The 18,391-nt window shown below is 72.4% G+C and carries 17 protein-coding genes; 6 read left to right on the top strand and 11 right to left on the bottom strand.

What is annotated here, in order from left to right:
• Positions 1–36: 36 nt before the first annotated feature.
• The 4 genes from ACWCXB_RS25240 to ACWCXB_RS25225 all read right to left on the bottom strand — a co-directional run bounded on the left by ACWCXB_RS25240 (position 37) and on the right by ACWCXB_RS25225 (position 5,286).
• Positions 37–1,107: a hypothetical protein gene (locus ACWCXB_RS25240; protein ID WP_450725773.1), complete on the bottom strand. Its 1,071-nt coding sequence runs from the start codon at positions 1,105–1,107 to the stop codon at positions 37–39.
• 113 nt (positions 1,108–1,220) lie between these two features.
• Complete coding sequence (locus tag ACWCXB_RS25235) at positions 1,221–2,330, bottom strand: hypothetical protein (RefSeq protein WP_450725824.1); 1,110 nt, start codon at positions 2,328–2,330, stop codon at positions 1,221–1,223.
• Between the two features lie 6 nt (positions 2,331–2,336).
• Entirely contained in the window at positions 2,337–3,950 is a 1,614-nt protein-coding gene (locus ACWCXB_RS25230) for a M48 family metalloprotease (protein ID WP_450725772.1), read from the bottom strand.
• 232 nt (positions 3,951–4,182) lie between these two features.
• Positions 4,183–5,286: a hypothetical protein gene (locus ACWCXB_RS25225; RefSeq protein ID WP_450725770.1), complete on the bottom strand. Its 1,104-nt coding sequence runs from the start codon at positions 5,284–5,286 to the stop codon at positions 4,183–4,185.
• Positions 5,287–5,345: 59 nt separating this feature from the next.
• On the opposite strand from ACWCXB_RS25225, the gene ACWCXB_RS25220 reads away from it, so the two are divergent.
• A complete protein-coding gene (locus ACWCXB_RS25220) occupies positions 5,346–6,515 on the top strand; it encodes a cystathionine gamma-synthase (RefSeq protein WP_450725769.1) in 1,170 nt (389 codons plus the stop codon).
• Positions 6,516–6,808: 293 nt separating this feature from the next.
• Here the strand turns inward: ACWCXB_RS25220 and ACWCXB_RS25215 are convergent, their stop codons facing one another.
• The 4 genes from ACWCXB_RS25215 to ACWCXB_RS25200 all read right to left on the bottom strand — a co-directional run bounded on the left by ACWCXB_RS25215 (position 6,809) and on the right by ACWCXB_RS25200 (position 8,549).
• The gene (locus ACWCXB_RS25215) at positions 6,809–7,000 is read right to left on the bottom strand and encodes a DUF1059 domain-containing protein (protein ID WP_450725767.1); all 192 of its coding nucleotides are present in this window, start codon (positions 6,998–7,000) and stop codon (positions 6,809–6,811) included.
• Positions 7,001–7,128: 128 nt separating this feature from the next.
• A complete protein-coding gene (locus tag ACWCXB_RS25210) occupies positions 7,129–7,341 on the bottom strand; it encodes a hypothetical protein (protein ID WP_450725765.1) in 213 nt (70 codons plus the stop codon).
• Between the two features lie 44 nt (positions 7,342–7,385).
• The gene (locus ACWCXB_RS25205; RefSeq protein ID WP_450725763.1) at positions 7,386–7,874 is read right to left on the bottom strand and encodes a sigma factor-like helix-turn-helix DNA-binding protein; all 489 of its coding nucleotides are present in this window, start codon (positions 7,872–7,874) and stop codon (positions 7,386–7,388) included.
• 162 nt (positions 7,875–8,036) lie between these two features.
• Positions 8,037–8,549 (bottom strand): MarR family winged helix-turn-helix transcriptional regulator, encoded by a 513-nt coding sequence (locus ACWCXB_RS25200; RefSeq protein ID WP_450725761.1) that lies wholly within the window; start codon positions 8,547–8,549, stop codon positions 8,037–8,039.
• Positions 8,550–8,696: 147 nt separating this feature from the next.
• Here ACWCXB_RS25200 and ilvA point away from each other — a divergent pair, with 147 nt between their 5' ends.
• From ilvA to ACWCXB_RS25185, 3 genes are all read left to right on the top strand, one after another.
• The gene (gene ilvA / locus ACWCXB_RS25195; RefSeq protein WP_450725759.1) at positions 8,697–9,926 is read left to right on the top strand and encodes a threonine ammonia-lyase; all 1,230 of its coding nucleotides are present in this window, start codon (positions 8,697–8,699) and stop codon (positions 9,924–9,926) included.
• Positions 9,927–10,118: 192 nt separating this feature from the next.
• Positions 10,119–11,129, top strand: a complete 1,011-nt coding sequence (locus ACWCXB_RS25190; RefSeq protein WP_450725758.1) for an ATP-binding cassette domain-containing protein — start codon at positions 10,119–10,121, stop codon at positions 11,127–11,129.
• Positions 11,126–11,989 carry an ABC transporter permease gene (locus tag ACWCXB_RS25185; protein WP_450725757.1) on the top strand — a complete coding sequence of 288 codons (864 nt, stop codon included), beginning with the start codon at positions 11,126–11,128 and terminating at the stop codon, positions 11,987–11,989. Before ACWCXB_RS25190 ends, ACWCXB_RS25185 begins: the two co-directional genes overlap by 4 nt.
• A gap of 99 nt (positions 11,990–12,088) precedes the next feature.
• Here the strand turns inward: ACWCXB_RS25185 and greA are convergent, their stop codons facing one another.
• Together greA and ACWCXB_RS25175 are read right to left on the bottom strand one after the other, a co-directional pair.
• On the bottom strand, positions 12,089–12,586 hold the full coding sequence (gene greA / locus ACWCXB_RS25180) for a transcription elongation factor GreA (protein WP_450725756.1): 498 nt from the start codon (positions 12,584–12,586) through the stop codon (positions 12,089–12,091).
• Positions 12,587–12,756: 170 nt separating this feature from the next.
• Entirely contained in the window at positions 12,757–13,173 is a 417-nt protein-coding gene (locus tag ACWCXB_RS25175; RefSeq protein WP_450725754.1) for a DUF4307 domain-containing protein, read from the bottom strand.
• A 150-nt stretch (positions 13,174–13,323) separates the two neighbouring features.
• Here ACWCXB_RS25175 and mca point away from each other — a divergent pair, with 150 nt between their 5' ends.
• Both mca and ACWCXB_RS25165 read left to right on the top strand, forming a co-directional pair.
• Entirely contained in the window at positions 13,324–14,205 is an 882-nt protein-coding gene (gene mca / locus ACWCXB_RS25170; protein ID WP_450725752.1) for a mycothiol conjugate amidase Mca, read from the top strand.
• Positions 14,198–14,437 (top strand): hypothetical protein, encoded by a 240-nt coding sequence (locus ACWCXB_RS25165; RefSeq protein WP_450725750.1) that lies wholly within the window; start codon positions 14,198–14,200, stop codon positions 14,435–14,437. Before mca ends, ACWCXB_RS25165 begins: the two co-directional genes overlap by 8 nt.
• Positions 14,438–15,022: 585 nt before the next feature.
• Here ACWCXB_RS25165 and ACWCXB_RS25160 read toward each other — a convergent pair.
• Positions 15,023–18,241: a tetratricopeptide repeat protein gene (locus ACWCXB_RS25160; protein WP_450725748.1), complete on the bottom strand. Its 3,219-nt coding sequence runs from the start codon at positions 18,239–18,241 to the stop codon at positions 15,023–15,025.
• Between the last annotated feature and the right edge of the window lie 150 nt (positions 18,242–18,391).

Raw genomic sequence — 18,391 nt, 5'->3', positions numbered from 1 at the left:
TCCTCCGCCGGGTCGGCGGCCGGGCCGGCGGCCGGGTCAGCCGGCGTTGCGCACGGTCAGCTCCCGGGCCGCCACGTAGCGCCCCACCGGGTCCGAGGAGTAGTCCCACGGGAACGCACCCGCGTAGCCGTCCACGAGGCGGAACTGCTCCAGTGCCTCCGGGTAGCGGCGCAGCTCCACCAGGTACCAGGTGAGCAGCAGCCGTACTTCGCGCAGCCGCGGGTGGCCGGGGTCGGCCGCCGCCACGTCGGCCGCCAGGGCGTCGACCAGGGCCGACACCTCGGGTGTGCGGTAACCGCGCGATGTGTGGCCGAAGCTCTCGTGCTCGTACCAGCAGATCAGGGGGAGCGCGTGGAGCAGGCTGCCGAGGGGCGCGGACGCGGCGGCGTTCGCGGCGAACTCCGTGGCGAGCTCGACCGAGCCGCGCCACTTCCGGCACCAGTACTGGAGGGCGCTGTAGTGCGCCGAGTAGTGGTACGGGGCGCGCGCGGTGATCTCCGCGAAGAGCTCGCGCATGTCGTCGTGCGGGTAGCGCAGGGCCACGGCGGGCCAGATCTCACAGATGGCGGGTGTCGGGTCGTCGTCCGGGGCGAGCTCTCGGGCGCGTGCCACCTCGGTCCGGGCGCGCAGCATCAGCCGGTGGAAGCCGTCGAACTGTTCCTGGCTGGTCTCCTTGGCCACGGCGCTGCCGCGCACGGTGCCGGCGAGGAAGACCGTGCTCTTGGCGCGTACGACAGCGGCGTCCGCGTCGTCCGGGCGCGCCGCCTCCCAGGCGAGGAGCCAGGCGTCCTCGTCGGCGGCCACGTCGGCGAGCTCGGCGACGTACAGGTTGCGCAGCTCCCAGTCCTTGCCGGCAGAGGCGACCAGCGCGGCCGGGGACTCCCAGTCGCCGGCGCGGGCGGCGGCCAGGGCGGCGGTGAGTTCGGGGGCGCGCGGGCCGGCGTTCTCGCCGTCGATGTGCGCTGCGGGGACGAGGCCGAGTTCGACGGAGCGCTGGTCCGTCCTGAGGTTCGGGGAGGCGGGTGCGGCGGACTTGGCCTTGCGGCGGTTCTTCACGAAGACGTAGACGGCTATGGCGATGACGATCAGGGGGATCAGGCGGGGCATGGAGGGTCCTCGGATGGGGTCAAGAAGGGGCAATGGAGAGGGGGAGCGGGGGAGCGGGAGAGTGGGGGAGTGGGGGGAGGGAGTGGGTGCGATGGGCGACAGGTGATGGGTGGTCAGCGCGCCTGCGTGGCCTGCTCGGCCTGCGCGGCTCCGAGCACAGCCTCGTCACGCTGTCTGCAGTAGCTCTCCGCGGGGTCCGACCTGTACCGCCACGGCAGCGCGCCGATGCAGCCGTCCACCAGCCGGTACTGCTCCAGCGCCGCCTCGTGGCGGCTCTGCAGCGTCAGGTAGTACGCCAGCAGGTGGCGGACCTCGGGCAGGCGCGGGTGGTCGGGGTCGGCCGCGGCCGCGTCGGCCAGGGCGGCGTCGACGAGGGCGTGCATCTCGGGGGTGTTGTCGACCGCCGTGTCGTCCGATTCGTCGTGCTCGAAGTGGGCGATGAGCGGGAGGACCTTGAGCAGGGTGCCCAAGGGCGCGTCGGCGGCCGCGCGGGCGGCGAAGTCGCGGGCCGGCTGCTCCGAGCCGCGCCACTTCGCGCACCAGTACTGCAGCGCCGCGTAGTGCGCCTCGTAGTGGTGCGGGGCACGCGAGGTGACCTGCGTCCAGATCCTGTCCATCTCGGCGTGCGGGTGGCCGAGCCCGAGCGCGGTCCAGATCGCGCCGACGTACGGGGTCGGGTCCTGCGGGGCGAGCGCCGCGGCGCGGGCCGTCTCCTCGCGGGAGGAGGCCAGGGTGCGGTGGAAGCCCTCGAACTGCTCGCCGGTCGTGTACTGCGCGCGCTTGCCGCCGCGGATCCTCCAGGCCAGGAACACGGTGCTGCGCGCCCGCACCGTCGCGGCGTCCGGGTCGCCGGGGTGGGCGGCCTCCCAGGCGAGGAGCCAGGTGTCGTCCTCGGCGGCGTTCTCGGCCAGGCGCCCGCAGACGTAGGAACGGGCTTCCCAGCTCCGGCCGGTCTCCTCCAGGAGGGCTGCGGCGGGCTTCCAGTTCCCGGCCACGGCAGAGGCCAGCGCAGCCGTCAGAGGGGCCGGTTCCGGCCCCGCCTGCTCGGTGTTCTGCCGCTCGGGCGGAAGCAGTCCGAGCGCGGCGGCCTCGTCCGGTAGTTCGTACGGAAGCTCGCCGCGCCAGCCTTCGAGGGCGCCCTGGACGATGGCCTTCAGAAACCAGATCCCGAGCGCCAGCAGCCCGAGGACGATGGGGGTCAGGACGACCCAGAGCACGATCATCACGGCTCAGCCCTCCCGGACAGGCGAGAGGAGGGCGCGCAGCGGCGCCGTGTCCGGTACGTCCGCGACCGCCGCGGCCACGGCCGCGTCCAGGTCGGCGTCCGTGCCGTCGGCGTTCTTCGGCAGGTGCACCGTCGCCGCCTCCGACCACGAGAACTCCCAGCGGAGCCGGTCGTGCGCGCCGAGTTCGGCGAGGGCCATGCTGCTCAGCGCCTTGCGCAGGGAGGGGCGTACGAACTCCCGGAAGGCGCGCCCCTTCGCGGCCGCCGCCTCGTCCGACAGCGGCAGTCGCTGCGCCACCTTCCACAGCTGTCCGTCGTCGATCACCTTCAGCAGCGTGGCCAGGGTCGGCCGCTCCTGGGTGTACATCGCGAGCGCCCGGTGCACCGGGGTGTCGAGCGCGGTCAGCTGCGCCGCCATCGAGCCGTCCAGGAGCTCCTGCCAGTCGGCCGTGCGCCGGAAGGTGAGGACGTCCGGCACGAGCACGGCCTCTTCGAGGTCGGCAACCGTGCGGTCCGGGTCCGCGAGCAGCCCGAGCGCCGCGCCCGGCGCCTCGTCGGTGCGGCCGTCGTCGGGCAGGGCCTCGATCCGGCGGACGCGCTCCGCGATGGGCGGGTGCGAGTCGTAGGGCGATACGGGCTCGGTGGGGAGGTCGGCACGCATCGGGACGAGTTCGAGTTCACGGGCGGTCAGCATCCGGCCGAAGCCGCCGAACACCTCGCCGCGCGGCGGCAGCAGCCGGGCACCGGCGCCCAGCGTCGCGTAGCGCCCCATGTAGAAGTCGTGTGCGGCGTCGAGCGCCGGGATCTCGCGGAGTGCGGCGGCGGTGGCGTCGCGGCCCGCGATCCGGGCGGCGGCCGCGTCGGCGGCGTATTCCTGCCGGCGGGAACCGGCGAGCGTGGCGCGGAAGTAGAGCTTGGCGTACGCCGTGTAGATCTTCGCCATCATCCGGTACGTGATCCCGGCGGCTCCCGTCTCGACGTCCTTGGCCTTCTTGCCCTTGGCGACGGCCTTGGCGTTCTTCTTCTCCTGGCGGGCCTGCTCCTTGGCCCGCGTCCTTGCGGCCCGCTCCTCGAAGTGGGCGATGGTGCGCACCACCTGGGTGCGCCCGCGCCAGGTGAGGGCGGCGAGCCGGGTGTCGGAGTTCGAGAAGTGGCCCAGCTCGTGGGCGAGCACGGCCTTCAGCTGGCCCTCGCTGAGGCCCTGCATCAGCGGTACGCCGAGGTAGAGGCGGCGGGGGCCCGCCAGCAGGCCCAGGAAGCGGGCGTCCTCGGTCACTGCCGCGTTGACATCGCCGGTGAGCACGATCTCGGTGGGCGCGCGGGTGCCCACCTGCTCCGCCAGTTCACGGACCGTCGCCCACAGCCGGGGCTCGTCGGCCTCGGTGACGCGCAGCCCCGCCATGCCCTCGTCCTTGGGCGTGCGCAGCATGAACAGTCCCCGCACGACGGGGATGGCGAGCAGGACGGAGACGACGTAAAGCTTGGCGGCGGCCGCGGTCGGCGCCCACAGGTACAGCGCGTAGTCGATTCCGGCCAGCGCGGCCAGCAGAACGAAGCCGAGCAGATAGAAGCCGGCGAGCAGAATGACGGCGCGCAGTGCACGCAGAGTGGTGCCCATCGGGCGATCCCCCCACGGGAAACGGACATGACGAAGTGGTGTGGGGGGACAGGGAGTATCACCCGGCGATGCAGCAAGTGGCAAGGTGGATTTCCGCTGGTCCGGACGGGTCCGGACGGGTCCGCCGGATGGGTCCGGACGGGACCGGGTGGGACCGGGTGGGACCGGCGAACGGTGTCCTCAGGGGCGGTTCTGTCTCGTCGCCGACGCGGACAGGACCTAGCAGCGTGTCTCAGTGCAGCAGCGTCGCCGGGCTGCCGCCGTTCGCCTCGTACCCCGCGACCGCCAGCGCCCGGTACACCGTGTACGCCGCAGCCGGATCGCCGCTCTGCGTCCACGGCAGCGCCCCGACGTGCCCGTCCACCCGCACCAACTGCTGCATCGCCTCGCCCCAGCGCTCCATCTGCACCAGGAAGAGCACCAGCAGATGCCGTACGTGCGGAAGCACCGGATCGTCCGCGCCGGCGGTCTGCGTCGCGTACAGCGCGCCCTCGACGGCCCGGGTGACGACCGCGCTCTCGTAGAAGCCGGTCACCAGATTGACCTCGGGCAGGTGCTCGTACACCGCGAACAGCGGAAGCGCCGAGAGCAGCGAGCCCTCCGGGGCGCGGGCCGCGGCCGTCGTCGCGAAGTGGTCGGCCTCCTCGCGGGAGCCGTGCCACTTCTCGCACCAGTACTGCAGGGCCGCGAGATGCGCGCCCATGTGCGTCGGTGTGCGGTCGACCACCTTCGCCCACACCTGGTCGAACTCCTCGTGGGAGTAGCCGAGTCCACGGGCCACGGCCAGCTCGACGATGTACGGAACGGGGTCACCCGGCGCCAGCAGGGCGGCCTCGCCGCAGACCGTACGGGCCTCCTCGAGGATGATCCGGAAGTCGTCCGCACCGGCCGACGACGACCGCCACGCCTGCTGCACCAGGAACTCCGCGTGCACGGCCGCGCCGCCCGCGTCCTTCGGGGACTCCGCACGCCACGTGCGCAGCCAGGAGCCGCCCGTGCCCGGCTGCTGCTGGAGCTCCAGCGAGGCCGCGCCCGCGAAGGCCTGCACCCGCTGCCAGCGCTGCTCGTCCTCCTTCGGTGTGCCGGCGAGCAGTTGCGAGGCGGCCCGCCAGTCCTGCGTGCGCTGCACGACGTCGAGGACGTCGAGGAGGTCCTGATCGGGTCCCGGCAGCCGCAGGTCGAGCAGTTCCTGCCGTACGAAGCCGTACGCGGCCGGGTCCGCGGCGTCCGGCGAGCCGGGCGCGGCCGGCCGGATGGCGCCCCGGCGGCGTCGTATCAGCGGACCGATGACCGCGGTGAGCATGGCCATCGCGATCAGGAACCAGAGAATCTCCATGCCGCCATTGTCCCGGACGACGCGGGGTCATTGACCTACCGGGACTAGGCTCGGGCCTCATGAGCGACCAGCATTCCCACCAGCACGGTCACGAGCACGGCTTCGAGACCATCGCCATCCACGCGGGCAACACCGCGGACCCGCTGACCGGCGCGGTCGTCCCGCCCATCTACCAGGTGTCCACGTACAAGCAGGACGGGGTGGGAGGGCTGCGCGGCGGTTACGAGTACAGCCGCAGCGCCAACCCGACCCGGACCGCGCTCGAGGAGAACCTCGCGGCGCTGGAGGGCGGCCGGCGCGGCCTCGCCTTCGCGTCCGGTCTCGCGGCCGAGGACTGCCTCCTGCGCACCCTCCTGGTCCCCGGCGACCATGTGGTCATCCCCAACGACGCGTACGGCGGTACCTTCCGCCTCTTCGCCAAGGTCGTCCAGCGGTGGGGCGTCGAGTACTCCGTCGCCGACACCTCCGACCCGTCGTCGGTACGGGCCGCACTGACCGACCGTACGAAGGTCATCTGGGTCGAGACGCCGTCGAACCCGCTGCTCGGGATCACCGACATCGCCCAGGTCGCGGGCATCGCCCGCGCGGCCGGCGCGAAGCTCGTCGTCGACAACACCTTCGCCAGCCCCTACCTGCAGCAGCCGCTCGCGCTCGGCGCGGACGTGGTGGTGCACTCGCTGACGAAGTACATGGGCGGGCACTCGGACGTCGTCGGCGGCGCGCTGATCACGGCCGACGCCGCGCTCGGTGAGGAGCTGGCGTACCACCAGAACGCGATGGGCGCGGTCGCCGGGCCGTTCGACTCCTGGATCGTGCTCCGCGGCATCAAGACGCTGGCCGTCCGCATGGACCGGCACAGCGCGAACGCGGCACGGATCGCCGAGATGCTGACCAAGCACCCGAAGGTGACCCGCGTCCTCTACCCGGGGCTGCCCGAGCACCCCGGCCACGAGATCGCGGCGAAGCAGATGAAGGACTTCGGCGGCATGATCTCCTTCCAGGTCACGGGCGGCGAGGAGGCGGCGGTCGAGGTCTGCAACCGGGCGCAGGTCTTCACCCTCGGCGAGTCCCTGGGCGGCGTCGAGTCCCTGATCGAGCACCCGGGCCGCATGACCCACGCGTCCGCGGCCGGCTCGGCCCTCGAGGTCCCGGCGGACCTGGTGCGGCTGTCGGTGGGCATCGAGTCGGTGGACGACCTGCTGGCGGACCTGCAGCGCGCGCTGGGCTGACGCGCGGGCGCGGGGGCCGGGGCCTGGCCCCCGGGCCCCGCGCCCCGGGGGCCTGCGGCGGGCTTTCCCCGCCCCGCCCCGCCCCTTCCCGAACCGGGGCTGCGCCCCAGACCCCGTTTTCGGGGCTCCGCCCCCGGCCCCTGACTCCTACGCCCTTCGGGCGTGGAGATCGGTGGCGGGCTCCTCAGGAGCCCGTCCGGGGATTGAGGACGGACACGCGGGCCGACCGGACGGTACCGGTCACGTCCCAGGGGGTCCGGGGGCCAAGCCCTCGGTTCGGGAAGGCCGGCGCGTCAGGCGCTGACCTTCTCGTCCTCGAGCATGCCGCGCAGCTGCTCGCGCAGTTCCGGGGTGTCCGTGTGCCCGTGGACGGACACCGCGTGCTCTGTGGCGGCCCTGAGGACTTCTTCTTCCTCGCCCGCGATGGTGAGCGTGCAGTCCGTCTCGCTCGGGAACTTGCGGCAGTCGGCAACTTTTCTGGTCATGACGACCTCCCGTGCTGGTGTGTTGCGCCGCTCATCCCAGGGTAGGCCGCGACCCCCGGCCGGGCTCGGGCCGCGCTCGGGGTGTGCTCGGGCCGGAGTCGGCCCCCGGCCCCGCCCGAGCCCGGCTCTCACCAGCCCTCGATCTCCGGTGTCGTCGCGGCCGGAGGCACGGTCCACGGTTCGACGACCGTCGCCCAGACCGCGAAGGCGACCACCGCGGCCAGCAGCAGGAACCAGCCCGCGCGGTGCAGGACGCGCCGGCGGCGCAGGAGCCGGGTGCCGTGGTCGGTCGCGCGGGCGACCAGGTCGGCGGGCACCGGCGCCGGCGGGACGTCCAGCATGCGCCGGACCTCCTCCTCCCGGCGCCCGGGACTGCTGATGCCGCTCATGACGCGCCTGCCGTCCGGTACCAGGGGCGGGCACCCGGCGAGGCAGCGCCAGGGGCACGCAGGATGGTGATCGCGCGGCTGCAGATCGTCCGTACCCGCTCCACCGGCAGGCCCAGCAGTGCCGCTGTCTGCTCCTCGGCCACGCCCTCGTACAGCCGTAGCACCAGGATCAGCCGCTCCTGCGGGGTGAGCCGGGACAGCAGACCGTCGGAGGGGCGGTGGAAGCGCCAGGCCGAGCGGGCGAAGCGGGTGGCGAGTTCCGCGCGGGTGCGGTCGTACGGATCCTCGCCGCGAAGCCGGTCCCACTCCGCGTACGTATGCGCCAGCGCGGCGACGAGGAGTCGCTGAGCCTGCGGGTTGTGGCGGGGCTGCTCGCCGGTCAGCAGCGTCGCGGTGTGCAGCAGTCGGCCGGCCGCGCCCGCGACGAACGCCTCGAAGTCACGGGCACGGCCGCTCAGGACCGGGGACTGCCGCTGCTGCCGCATGAGTTCATATCAGGCCAGGGCGACACCCCCGGTCAAGAGGTCGGACGCCCATGGTGAGGCCGTGGTGAGGTCGTGGTCGGGCACCGGGTCCCGGGCCGGGTCAGGGGCCAGGTCAAGGGACCGGTCGCGGGGCGGCCGCAGGGCCGGCCGCGGGCCGGTGGCTCACGACGCGGGCGATGTCTCCGTCTCGGCGGCCGGCAGCCCGGCCTGGCGGGCCGACAGTGCGGTGTTGAAGCGGGTGAGCAGGGTGCAGAACGACTCCCGCTCCTCTGCGGTCCAGCCGTCCGTCACCTGCGCCATCAGCTCGCGCCGCGAGGAGCGGACCTCCTCCAGGCGGGCCTGCCCGCGCGGCGACAGCTGGAGCACGACCGCGCGCCCGTCCTCGGGGTGCGACGTGCGCTTGACCAGGCCGGTGTCGACGAGCGGCGCGACCTGGCGGGTGACGGTCGACGAGTCGATGCCCATACCGGCGGCGAGCGCTTTGACGCCCATCGGGCCTTCCTGGTCCAGCCGGTTGAGCAGCAGATACGCGGCACGGTCCATCGAATTGCGGACCTGACCGACCCCGCCGAGCCGGGTCTGCTCGGCCCGGCGTGCGAAGACGGCCACCTGGTGCTGGAGGGCATCGAGGAGACCGGGGTCTAGATCAGTCGTCATGTCCTGAGATGTGGGCATGGCTGCGGGGGCTCTCTCGTGCGGTGGTCGGTTGGTGGGGGACAGAGTACGCGGACGACAGCGGGTGCGTACCGGCCCTGAGGAAACCCGTGAACAACCGTCCGGCCGGGGCCGCCGTCAGGCCGCTGAGCTGCGAGACTTGCTGTCATGAGCTTCCGTACGGCTGGCCCCTTTCACCCCCTCATCCTGGATGACGTGCGGGGGGCCCAGAAGATGCTCTCCGGCGTTGCCAGGCTGACGCCGATGGAGGGCAGTCGCCATCTGTCGCAGCTGGTGGGCGCCCCGGTCCACCTCAAGTGCGAGAACCTCCAGCGGACCGGTTCGTTCAAGCTGCGCGGCGCGTACGTACGGATCTCCGGGCTGCGGCCCGAGGAGCGCGCGGCGGGCGTCGTCGCGGCCTCGGCCGGCAATCACGCGCAGGGCGTCGCCCTCGCCTCCTCGCTGCTCGGCGTGCGCTCCACCGTCTTCATGCCGGTCGGCGCCCCGCTGCCGAAGGTCGCGGCGACCCGCGACTACGGCGCGGAGGTGCGGCTGCACGGTCATGTCGTCGACGAGACCCTGGCCGCCGCGCAGGAGTACGCGCGCGACACGGGGGCGGTGTTCATCCACCCCTTCGACCATCCGGACATCATCGCCGGTCAGGGAACGGTCGGCCTGGAGATCCTGGAGCAGTGCCCCGAGGTGCGGACGATCGTCGTCGGCATCGGGGGCGGCGGGCTCGTCGCGGGCATCGCGGTCGCGGTGAAGGCGCTGCGCCCCGATGTGAAGATCATCGGCGTGCAGGCGGAGGGTGCCGCGGCGTATCCGCCCTCGCTGGCGGCGGGCCGCCCCGTGTCGATCGAGGCGCCGTCGACGATGGCGGACGGCATCAAGGTGGGCCGCCCCGGGGACGTTCCGTACGCGATCGTCGAGGAACTGGTCGACGAGGTGCGGACGGTCTCCGAGGACGCGCTGTCGTCGGCGCTGCTGCTCTGTCTGGAGCGGGCGAAGCTGGTGGTCGAGCCGGCCGGGGCGAGTACGGTGGCGGCTCTGCTCAGCGATCCGCGCGCGTTCCAGGGACCGGTGGTCGCTGTGCTGTCGGGCGGTAACGTCGACCCGCTGCTGATGCAGCGCATCCTTCGGCACGGCATGGCGGCGGCCGGCCGCTATCTGTCGCTGCGGCTGCGGCTCGCCGACCGGCCGGGGGCGCTGGCGACGCTGCTCGGCATCCTCTCGGCGGTGGACGCGAACGTCCTGGACGTCGGCCATGTCCGTACCGACCCGCGCCTCGGTCTCACGGAGGTCGAGGTGGAGCTCCATCTGGAGACGAAGGGGCCCGAGCACTGCGCGGAGGTCGAGGGGGCGCTGCGCGAGGCGGGGTATCGCGTCATCCGCTGAGGGCACGCGGAGACCCTCATGGACCCGGCAGTGGCGGGGCGGTGGCGCCGTAGTGGCACCGACACCTTGTGTATCGCGATGTATCGCGTCTAAGGTGGCGGCCGGCCACGAAAACCGCCTGCGCGGAGAGTTGGCCGAACCTAAGCTTGCGCGGGAAAAGGCGCAGCCATCCTCTGCACTGGGAGAACCCATATGCCAGGCGCCATCTATGCCGAAGGCCTGGTGAAGACCTTCGGCGACGTCCGGGCTCTGGACGGCGTTGATCTCGATGTTCCCGAGGGCACGGTCCTCGGACTTCTCGGTCCGAACGGCGCGGGCAAGACCACCGCCGTGCGCGTGCTGACCACCCTGCTCCAGCCCGACAGCGGCAAGGCGGTCGTCGCGGGCATCGACGTCCTCAAGCACCCCAACGAAGTCCGCCGGTCCATAGGCCTCTCGGGCCAGTTCGCCGCGGTCGACGAATACCTCACCGGCCGCGAGAACCTCCAGATGGTCGGCCGCCTCTACCAGATGAACGCGAAGGCCGCGAAGGCCAGGGCGGGCGAGCTGCTGGAGCAGTTCAATCTTGCCGACGCCGCTGACCGCCCCGCCAAGACCTACTCCGGCGGTATGCGCCGCCGCCTCGACCTCGCCGCCGCGCTGGTCGTCCGGCCGCCCGTGATGTTCATGGACGAGCCCACCACCGGCCTCGACCCCCGCAACCGCCAGGGGCTGTGGGAGGTCATCAAGGACCTCGTCGGCGGCGGTACGACGCTGCTGCTGACCACCCAGTACCTGGAAGAGGCCGACCATCTCGCCGACGACATCTGCGTCGTCGACCACGGCAAGGTCATCGCCCGCGGTACGTCGGACGAGCTCAAGGCCCGCACCGGCGGCGAGCGCGTCGAGGTCGTCGTCCACCGCCCCGACGAGATCGCCCCGGCGCGCGAGGTGCTCGCCGGCTTCGGCAAGGGCGAGGTCACCGTCGAGGACCACACCCGCATGCTGACCGTCCCGGTCACGGGCGGCGCCAAGCTGCTCGCAGAGGTCATCCGCGAGCTCGACACGCGCGGGGTCGAGATCGACGACATCGGCCTGCGACGACCCACCCTCGACGACGTCTTCCTCTCGCTGACCGGCCATGCGGCCGAGCAGGCCGAAGAGACGGACGCCGAGGTCGCCGATCGCAGGGGCAGGAAGCCCGTGAAGGAGACCGTGAAGTGACCACCGTCCAGGAAGCGGCGGACCGCGTCGCGGCAGCCCCCCGCCCGCGCGGCGGCATCACGCAGTCGGTCGGCGACTCGCTCGTCGTCGCCAAGCGCAATCTGATCCGTATGACACGGATCCCCGAGATGATCATCTTCGGCATGATCCAGCCGATCATGTTCGTGGTGCTCTTCACCTACGTCTTCGGCGGCTCCATCCAGGTCGGCGGGTCCATCTCGCCCCAGGCGTACCGTGAGTTCCTGATGGCGGGCATCTTCGCCCAGACCGTCACCTTCGCCACCGCGGGCGCCGGTGCGGGCATCGCCGACGACATGCACAAGGGCCTCATCGACCGCTTCCGGTCGCTGCCCATGGCACGCGGCGCGGTCCTCACCGGCCGTACGCTCGCGGACCTGGTGCAGACGGCACTCACGCTCGTCGTGCTCGCCGTCGTCGCCCTGATCGTCGGCTGGCGTGTGCACGAGAACATCGGCAAGGTGCTGCTCGGCTTCCTGCTGCTGCTCCTGCTCGGCTACGCGTTCTCGTGGATCGGCGCGCTGATCGGCCTCTCGGTCCGTACGCCCGAGGCCGCCACCTCCGGCGGACTGATCTGGCTCTTCCCGCTGACGTTCATCTCGAACGCCTTCGTGGACGCCAACCAGATGCCGACGTTCCTGCGGACCATCGCCGAGTGGAACCCCTTCAGCGCCACCGTGCAGGCATGCCGCGAGCTGTTCGGGAACCTGCCGCCCGGCTTCAAGACGCCGGACGCCTGGCCCATGCAGCACCCGATCCTGGCTTCGGTGATCTGGTCGGTGCTGATCCTGGTGGTCTTCCGCACGCTCGCCGTGCGCAAGTACCGCTCGGCGACGGCCTGACCTGTATCCGTATCCGTACCCGTACCCGCATACGACGGAAGGCCCCGGCAGTGACGACGCTGCCGGGGCCTTCCGTATACGGACTGTGGGGGGCGGGACTCAGCCCTGGTACGGCTTGGCCTCGAGGATCTTGACCATGGCGGTCTTGCCGTTCGGCAGCTCGTACTCGGCGTCCTCGCCGACCTTCTTGCCGTTGACGCCCGCGCCGAGCGGCGACTGCGGCGAGTACGTCGAGATGTCGCCCGACGCGTACTCGCGGGAGGCGAGGAGGAAGGTCTCGGTGTCGCTCTCGTCGCCGTCGAAGGCGACCGTGACGACCATGCCGGGCGCCACCACGCCGTCGGCCTCCGGGGCCTCGCCGACCTTGGCGTTCTCCAGGAGCTGGGTCAGCTGGCGCACACGGAGCTCCTGCTTGCCCTGCTCCTCCTTGGCCGCGTGGTACCCGCCGTTCTCCCGCAGGTCGCCCTCCTCACGCGCCGCCGCGATCTTCGCAGAGATCTCCGTGCGCGCGGGACCAGACAGGTACTCCAGCTCGGCCTTGAGCTGGTTGTACGCCTCCTGGGTGAGCCAGGTGACGTTCTCGCTGGTCTGGGTCACAGGTGCTCCTCGTAGGTACTGGGAATACAAAGCATCGCCCTACCCAGAAGCATGTGCCTCCAGGAGTGGGCGAAACCACGAGCCTAACAACGAGTGGCGAAAAGGGGGAGGACCAAAAGACCTTAAAAATGCGTCAATGCAGGTCAGAGCCGAAGAGACGTAGGCCGGTCTCAGCCTTTCGGACCGCTGTCGGCGGTACAGCCCGCCAGCTCGGCACTGGTCGCCCGCGCCGTCGTACGCACCGTGACGATCTGGTCGACACGGCTCTCGGGACCGTCGAAGCGGACGTCCCTGCGGCCGACCTCGCTGCCGTCCTCGGCGCGGGAGCGCAGGGTGCAGTAACCCTTGGCGTCCTTGTCCTTGCGGACCTCGAGATGGACCTGGACCCGGTCGTCCGCGGTCACGTCCCACTTGATCAGCTCGGCGCTGATCCGCTGGCCGCTGACGTAGTCGTAACCGAACCAGCCGACCATGGCGAGCAGGCCGGTACCCAGCACCGCGCCCACGATCTTGAGTCGACGGTCCGCGCGCTCGTCCGCCGAGCGGCCGTAGCGGCCCTGGGGAACCCCTTCGCGTACGGCGCCCATGATCGTCCTCCCAGACTCGGGATGCCGGAATTTTCCGTCCCCCGGATCCGTCACTATAGAAGCCGCCCGCCCGCCCCCGACCGCCGGCCCATAGCGATGCCCCGACGGGACGGCCCCGACCTTTCGCGACGAATCATTGAGGATCGAGTCTTGACTGAGCAGCTGCGACTGATGGCCGTTCACGCCCACCCCGACGACGAGTCGAGCAAGGGCGCAGCCACGATGGCCAAGTATGTGTCCGAGGGGGTGGACGTGCTGGTCGTGACCTGCACGGGCGGCGAGCGCGGCTCCATCCTCAACCCGAAGCTCCAGGGCGACGCGTACATCGAGGAGAACATCCACGAGGTGCGCCGCAAGGAGATGGACGAAGCCCGCGAGATCCTCGGCGTCAAGCAGGAGTGGCTCGGCTTCGTCGACTCCGGCCTCCCGGAGGGCGACCCGCTGCCCCCGCTGCCGGAGGGCTGCTTCGCCCTGGAGGACGTCGAGAAGGCCGCCGGCGAGCTGGTGCGGCGGATCCGCTCCTTCCGCCCGCACGTCATCACGACGTACGACGAGAACGGCGGCTACCCGCACCCGGACCACATCATGACCCACAAGATCACGATGGTGGCCTTCGACGGTGCGGCGGACCCCGAGCAGTACCCGGAGCCGGAGTACGGCCCGGTCTGGCAGCCGCAGAAGCTCTACTACAACCAGGGCTTCAACCGTCCGCGCACCGTCGCCCTGCACGAGGCACTGCTCGCCCGCGGCCTCGAGTCCCCGTACGGCGAGTGGCTGGAGCGTTGGAAGGAGTTCCAGCGCGCCGAGCGCACCCTCACCACGTACGTCCCGTGCGCCGACTTCTTCGAGATCCGCGACAAGGCCCTGATCGCCCACGCGACGCAGATCGACCCCGACGGCGGCTGGTTCCGCGTCCCGATGGACATCCAGAAGGAGGTCTGGCCGACCGAGGAGTACGAGCTCGCGAAGTCCCTCGTCGACACCTCCCTCCCCGAGAGCGACCTCTTCGCGGGCATCCGCGACAATGCCTGACATGAGCGCAAGCGCAAACCTCGCCATGACACACCTCGTCCCGCTCGCCGCCAGGGAGCTCGACGAGAACAAGGTGACCCCGGGTGTCCTCGGCTTCATCGTCTTCGCGGCGCTCGCCGTGGGCGTGTGGATGCTGATGAAGTCCATGAACCGCCACATGGGGCGCGTGAACTTCGAGGAGGCGCCGGAGCCGGGCGCGCCGACGTCGCCGAAGGGCGCTGCCAAGGAGTAGGCGTCGGGGGTGTCCCCCCGGCGGATGCCCCCGTAGGGGCGCCCGCGGGGTCACCCCCGACGCGCCCCGGCCGGCCGCCCTCGGGGCAGCCCGGGGCAGCCCCCTGGCAAGCCGCAGGGGTCACGGGTCTCTCGCGGGCCCAGCGGGGCCTACCCGCAGGGTCGCTCGCGGGTCACGCGCCCGCGCGGCCGCCCCCGTGCTGACGCCCGGGTCAGCCGCCCGGGCTCAGCCCCCTGGCTAGGCGCGGGGGCAGCCCCGTGAACACCCGCGCGGGTCTCTCGCGGACCAACCGGCGGGGCCTACCCGCAGGGGTTGCGCGCGGGGTCACTCCCCGCGGGCGCCCGCGAGGCCGCCCTCGGGCCTGCAGCCCGGGTCAGCCCGCTCGCTAGCCGCGGGGGCAGCCCCGTGAACACCCCGCGCGGGTCTCTCGCGGGCCACCCTGGCTAGCCGCGCGGCCGCCCCCGGGCCTGCCGCCCGGGTCAGCCCCCTGGCTAGCCGCGGGGTCTCTCCCGGAAGGTCCCGCGCCCGCTCGCGGAGCTCGCCCCGGCCCACCCGCAGCAGTCGCCCCCGGGCCACCCGCGGGGCTCAGCGCCGCGTCGGCTCCACCGGCACGCCCATCACTTCCCTCGCGTGCCGGTTCGGGACCATTCCCAGTGACCACGCCTGCCAGCCGTCCTCCAGCCGTACGCCCCGCTCGAGCACCAGGGCGAAGGCATCCATGCAGTCCTCCAGCTTGCCGTCGCGCGTCGGGTGCCGTTCCTCGCGGAGGCGGGCGAGCTCCTCCTGCGCGACGACCGTGCCGACCTCGACGCCGCCCGCGGAGGCGTAGGGGAGCAGCGTGCAGCGCAGGAAGCCGGCCCAGTCGGCGCCGCGGCGGTCGTGGTACGAGGAGAAGAGCGCGGCCGCCTCGTCGCACAGGTCGAGGGCCTGGGACGGGCGGTTGTTGCCCGCGTCGATGATGGCGAGTTCCAGACAGGTCCAGGCCTCGCCGTGGGCCACGCCGATACGGTGGAAGTCGGCTCGGGCGTCCACGAGAAGCTGGCGGGCGAAGCCGGAGTTGCGCAGGTTGCCGGTCTGCGCGGCGCGCTGGTCGCGGGTGGCACGGCCCGAGTGGTGGCGGGCGCACGCCAGGCCGTAGACGTCCCGCATCCGGGAGAACATGGTGCGGGCCCGCTCCAGCTCCCGTATCGCCTGATCGCGGTCGCCCCGCTCCTCGAGGGCCTGGCCCAGGTAGTAGAGGGTCCACGCCTCGCCCCGGGCGTCCTCGCTCTCGCGATGCCGGGACAGCGCCTGGCGGAGCTGGTCCACGGCCGGGGACGGGTCGCCGTCGACCAGCCGGGCACGGGCCAGCTGGGTCAGCGCCCACGCCTCGCCGCGGTCGTCGCGCGTGCGACCGTACAGATCCAGCGCCTCGCCCAGCTCCGACTCCGCGCGCGGCACATCGCCCATCCGCAGGCACACCTGCCCCAGCTGGAAGTGGGTCCATGCCTCCCCGTGCAGGGACTCGCCGCCGCGGTGCAGGGTCAGCGCGGTGGACAGCAGGGTGAGCGCTTCGGCGAGGTTCGCCCGGTCCCGCTCCACCGCGGCCAGCGCGTGCAGGGTCCAGGCGCGGTCGGCGGCGAGCGCATCGGACGACTGGAGCTCGATCGCCTCGCGCAACTTCGCCGCGGCCTCGGTGAGATTGCCCTGGTGATGCAGCGTGATGCCCAGCGAACACAGGGCACGCGCGGCACCCGCGTCGTGCTGCGCCTCCCGGTACAGGTCCACCACCGACGACAGGGTCGTCCGGGCCTTGTCCAGCTCGCCCAGCTGGCGGGCGGCGATACCCGTACGCCACTGGACCGAGCGGACCAGCAGCCCCTGGTCGACGGCCTGCGTCAGCTCGTTGATCTCGCCCAGGCGGTAGAGGTCGCCGCGCAGCAGGCAGTAGTCGCACAGGGCGCCCAGCAGATTCAGCACCGCCTGCTGGTCGACGCCCTCGGCGTGCCGCAGCGCCGCCGTGATGAAGCTCGACTCGTCGTCCAGCCAGCGCAGGGCCGCCTCGAGCGAGGCGAAACCGTGCCCCCCGAACTGATCCGCGCGCGTCGACGTCTTTCCGTCGACGAGCCGGATCACCGAGTCCGCGAGCTCCGCGTACCCGATGATCAGCCGCTCCTGCGCGGCCGTACGCTCCGCGGGCTCCTCCTCGTCCAGGAGCCGCGCCTGCGCGAAGGCGCGTACGGCATCGTGCAGGCGGTAGCGCTCGCCCCGTACGTGATCGAGCAGCCCGGCCCGCGCCAGCGCGGACAGCAGCCGCTGCCCCTCCGCCTCGTCCGTGGCCAGCAGCGCCGCCGCCGCGGCCGCGCCGAGCGAGGCCCGCCCGGCGAGCGCGAGCCTGCGCAGCAGCCGGCGCGCCTGCTCGGGCTGGTCGGTGTAGCGCAGCCACAGCGCCCGCTCGACCGGCCCCACCGGACCGTAGGCGGACAGGTCCGCGGCCAGCTCCTGCGCGCTACGCGCCCCCAGCGACGAGCCCGCGATCCGCAGCGCCAACGGCAGCCCGCCGCACAACTCCCGCACGGCATCGGTCGACTGCGAGTCGTACGGCCCCGACGGTGGCTCCTCCGCCGCCACGTTCAGCAGCTCCTCGGCCCCCGCCGCGTCCAGCGCCTCCACCGGCAGCTGGTGGACCCAGGCGGGTATGTCGTCGGGCAGCTCCAGCGGCCCGCGCGCGGTGACCAGCACCAGCGAGTCCGAGCGCTCCGGGAGCAGTGTCCGGACCTGAGCGGCGTCGCTCGCGTCGTCCAGGACCACCGTGACCGGCAGCCCGGTCAGATGCTGGTGGTACAGCTCGCTCAGCCGCCGCACCTGCTGCTCCGCCGACGACCGTTCCCGGAACAGCAGTTGCTCGCGGGGCGCGCCCAGCCGGTTCAGCATATGAAGCAGCGCGTCCCGTGTCGGCAGCGGCTGCTCGTCCGCCGAACCGCCGCGCAGATCGACGACGCACGCGCCCCGGAACTGGTCCTTGAGCTCGTGCGCGGCCCGTACCGCGAGCGTCGTCCGCCCCGAGCCCGGCTCGCCGTGCAGGACGACCACCGTAGGCTTCGTCTCCGTCGACGCCCGGGCGGCGTGCACCCACTGCGCGATCCGGGTCATCGCCTCACGCCGGCCCGCGAACGGCCCGGCCGGCGCGGGCAGATGCCCGAACGACTGCTCCAGCACGCTCCGCCTGCGCGCGGCCTGACTCCGGTCCGCGCCGCGCAGCACCGGCCCCGTCGCGGCCTTCTTCGCGGGCCGCGCCGTGGAAGCCGCCAGCATCCGCTGCTGATCCAGGAACGGACGGATGCCCCGCACCTCAAGTGCCGTCAGCCACTGCAGCCTCAACTGCTCGGGCCCGCCCGGCTGCCCCAGCGCCCCGGCCCTGCGATGCGCGGCGGGCCAGTGCGACGCGGTCACCTTGAGCACGGTCGCGGCTGCCCCGGCCACGGCGACGACCGCCCCGGCCCCGAGCGCCGTCCCCGTCGCCGTACCCAGCGCCACGTCCGCGCCGATCGCCGCGACCGCGGCAACTGCCGTGACCAGCACGGCAGTCGACATGTTCTGCCGACTGAACCCCTCCGCCAGCGACAGCCGCCCCGCCTCGGCATCCTCGACCGCCCGCAGATACGCCGTGTACTCCTCGCCCGCCGTACCCGCCATCGCGTCCAGCGCCGCCCGCCCGCGCGCGAGCAACGCCGCGGAGTCGCTGCGCCCACCCGAGCGGCGCACCTCCTCCTCGACGGCACGTACCAACAGCCGCTCGGCTTCCGCCCGATGGCTGTCCCGCATGTGGGTCCCCCTCCGAGAGCTTCCGCTTCCGTTCCGGCGTCAAGTGTCCAGCTTGACGCGCGTCGGCGCGAGGGAGTCCGGCGATCACGTGCCCTGCACGGCATTCGCCCGTTGTGGCGAGTGTCGGACGTCGGCGTCCCGCCATGCCAC

The sequence above is a fragment of the Streptomyces sp. NPDC001514 genome (genome assembly GCF_053597075.1).
Note: the sequence above shows the minus strand (reverse complement) of the source record. Positions and strands in the feature narration are given on the sequence as shown.

Coding starts and splice junctions, on each gene's coding strand:
- ACWCXB_RS25165 (WP_450725750.1), top strand. CDS start 14,198: ATGCCTGACATGAGCGCAAGCGCAAACCTCGCCATGACACACCTCGTC.
- ACWCXB_RS25240 (WP_450725773.1), bottom strand. CDS start 1,107: ATGCCCCGCCTGATCCCCCTGATCGTCATCGCCATAGCCGTCTACGTC.
- ACWCXB_RS25230 (WP_450725772.1), bottom strand. CDS start 3,950: ATGGGCACCACTCTGCGTGCACTGCGCGCCGTCATTCTGCTCGCCGGC.
- ACWCXB_RS25210 (WP_450725765.1), bottom strand. CDS start 7,341: ATGCTGGACGTCCCGCCGGCGCCGGTGCCCGCCGACCTGGTCGCCCGC.
- ACWCXB_RS25200 (WP_450725761.1), bottom strand. CDS start 8,549: ATGCCCACATCTCAGGACATGACGACTGATCTAGACCCCGGTCTCCTC.
- ACWCXB_RS25190 (WP_450725758.1), top strand. CDS start 10,119: ATGCCAGGCGCCATCTATGCCGAAGGCCTGGTGAAGACCTTCGGCGAC.
- ACWCXB_RS25220 (WP_450725769.1), top strand. CDS start 5,346: ATGAGCGACCAGCATTCCCACCAGCACGGTCACGAGCACGGCTTCGAG.
- ACWCXB_RS25160 (WP_450725748.1), bottom strand. CDS start 18,241: ATGCGGGACAGCCATCGGGCGGAAGCCGAGCGGCTGTTGGTACGTGCC.
- ACWCXB_RS25175 (WP_450725754.1), bottom strand. CDS start 13,173: ATGGGCGCCGTACGCGAAGGGGTTCCCCAGGGCCGCTACGGCCGCTCG.
- ACWCXB_RS25225 (WP_450725770.1), bottom strand. CDS start 5,286: ATGGAGATTCTCTGGTTCCTGATCGCGATGGCCATGCTCACCGCGGTC.
- ACWCXB_RS25205 (WP_450725763.1), bottom strand. CDS start 7,874: ATGCGGCAGCAGCGGCAGTCCCCGGTCCTGAGCGGCCGTGCCCGTGAC.
- ilvA (WP_450725759.1), top strand. CDS start 8,697: ATGAGCTTCCGTACGGCTGGCCCCTTTCACCCCCTCATCCTGGATGAC.
- ACWCXB_RS25235 (WP_450725824.1), bottom strand. CDS start 2,330: ATGATCGTGCTCTGGGTCGTCCTGACCCCCATCGTCCTCGGGCTGCTG.
- ACWCXB_RS25215 (WP_450725767.1), bottom strand. CDS start 7,000: ATGACCAGAAAAGTTGCCGACTGCCGCAAGTTCCCGAGCGAGACGGAC.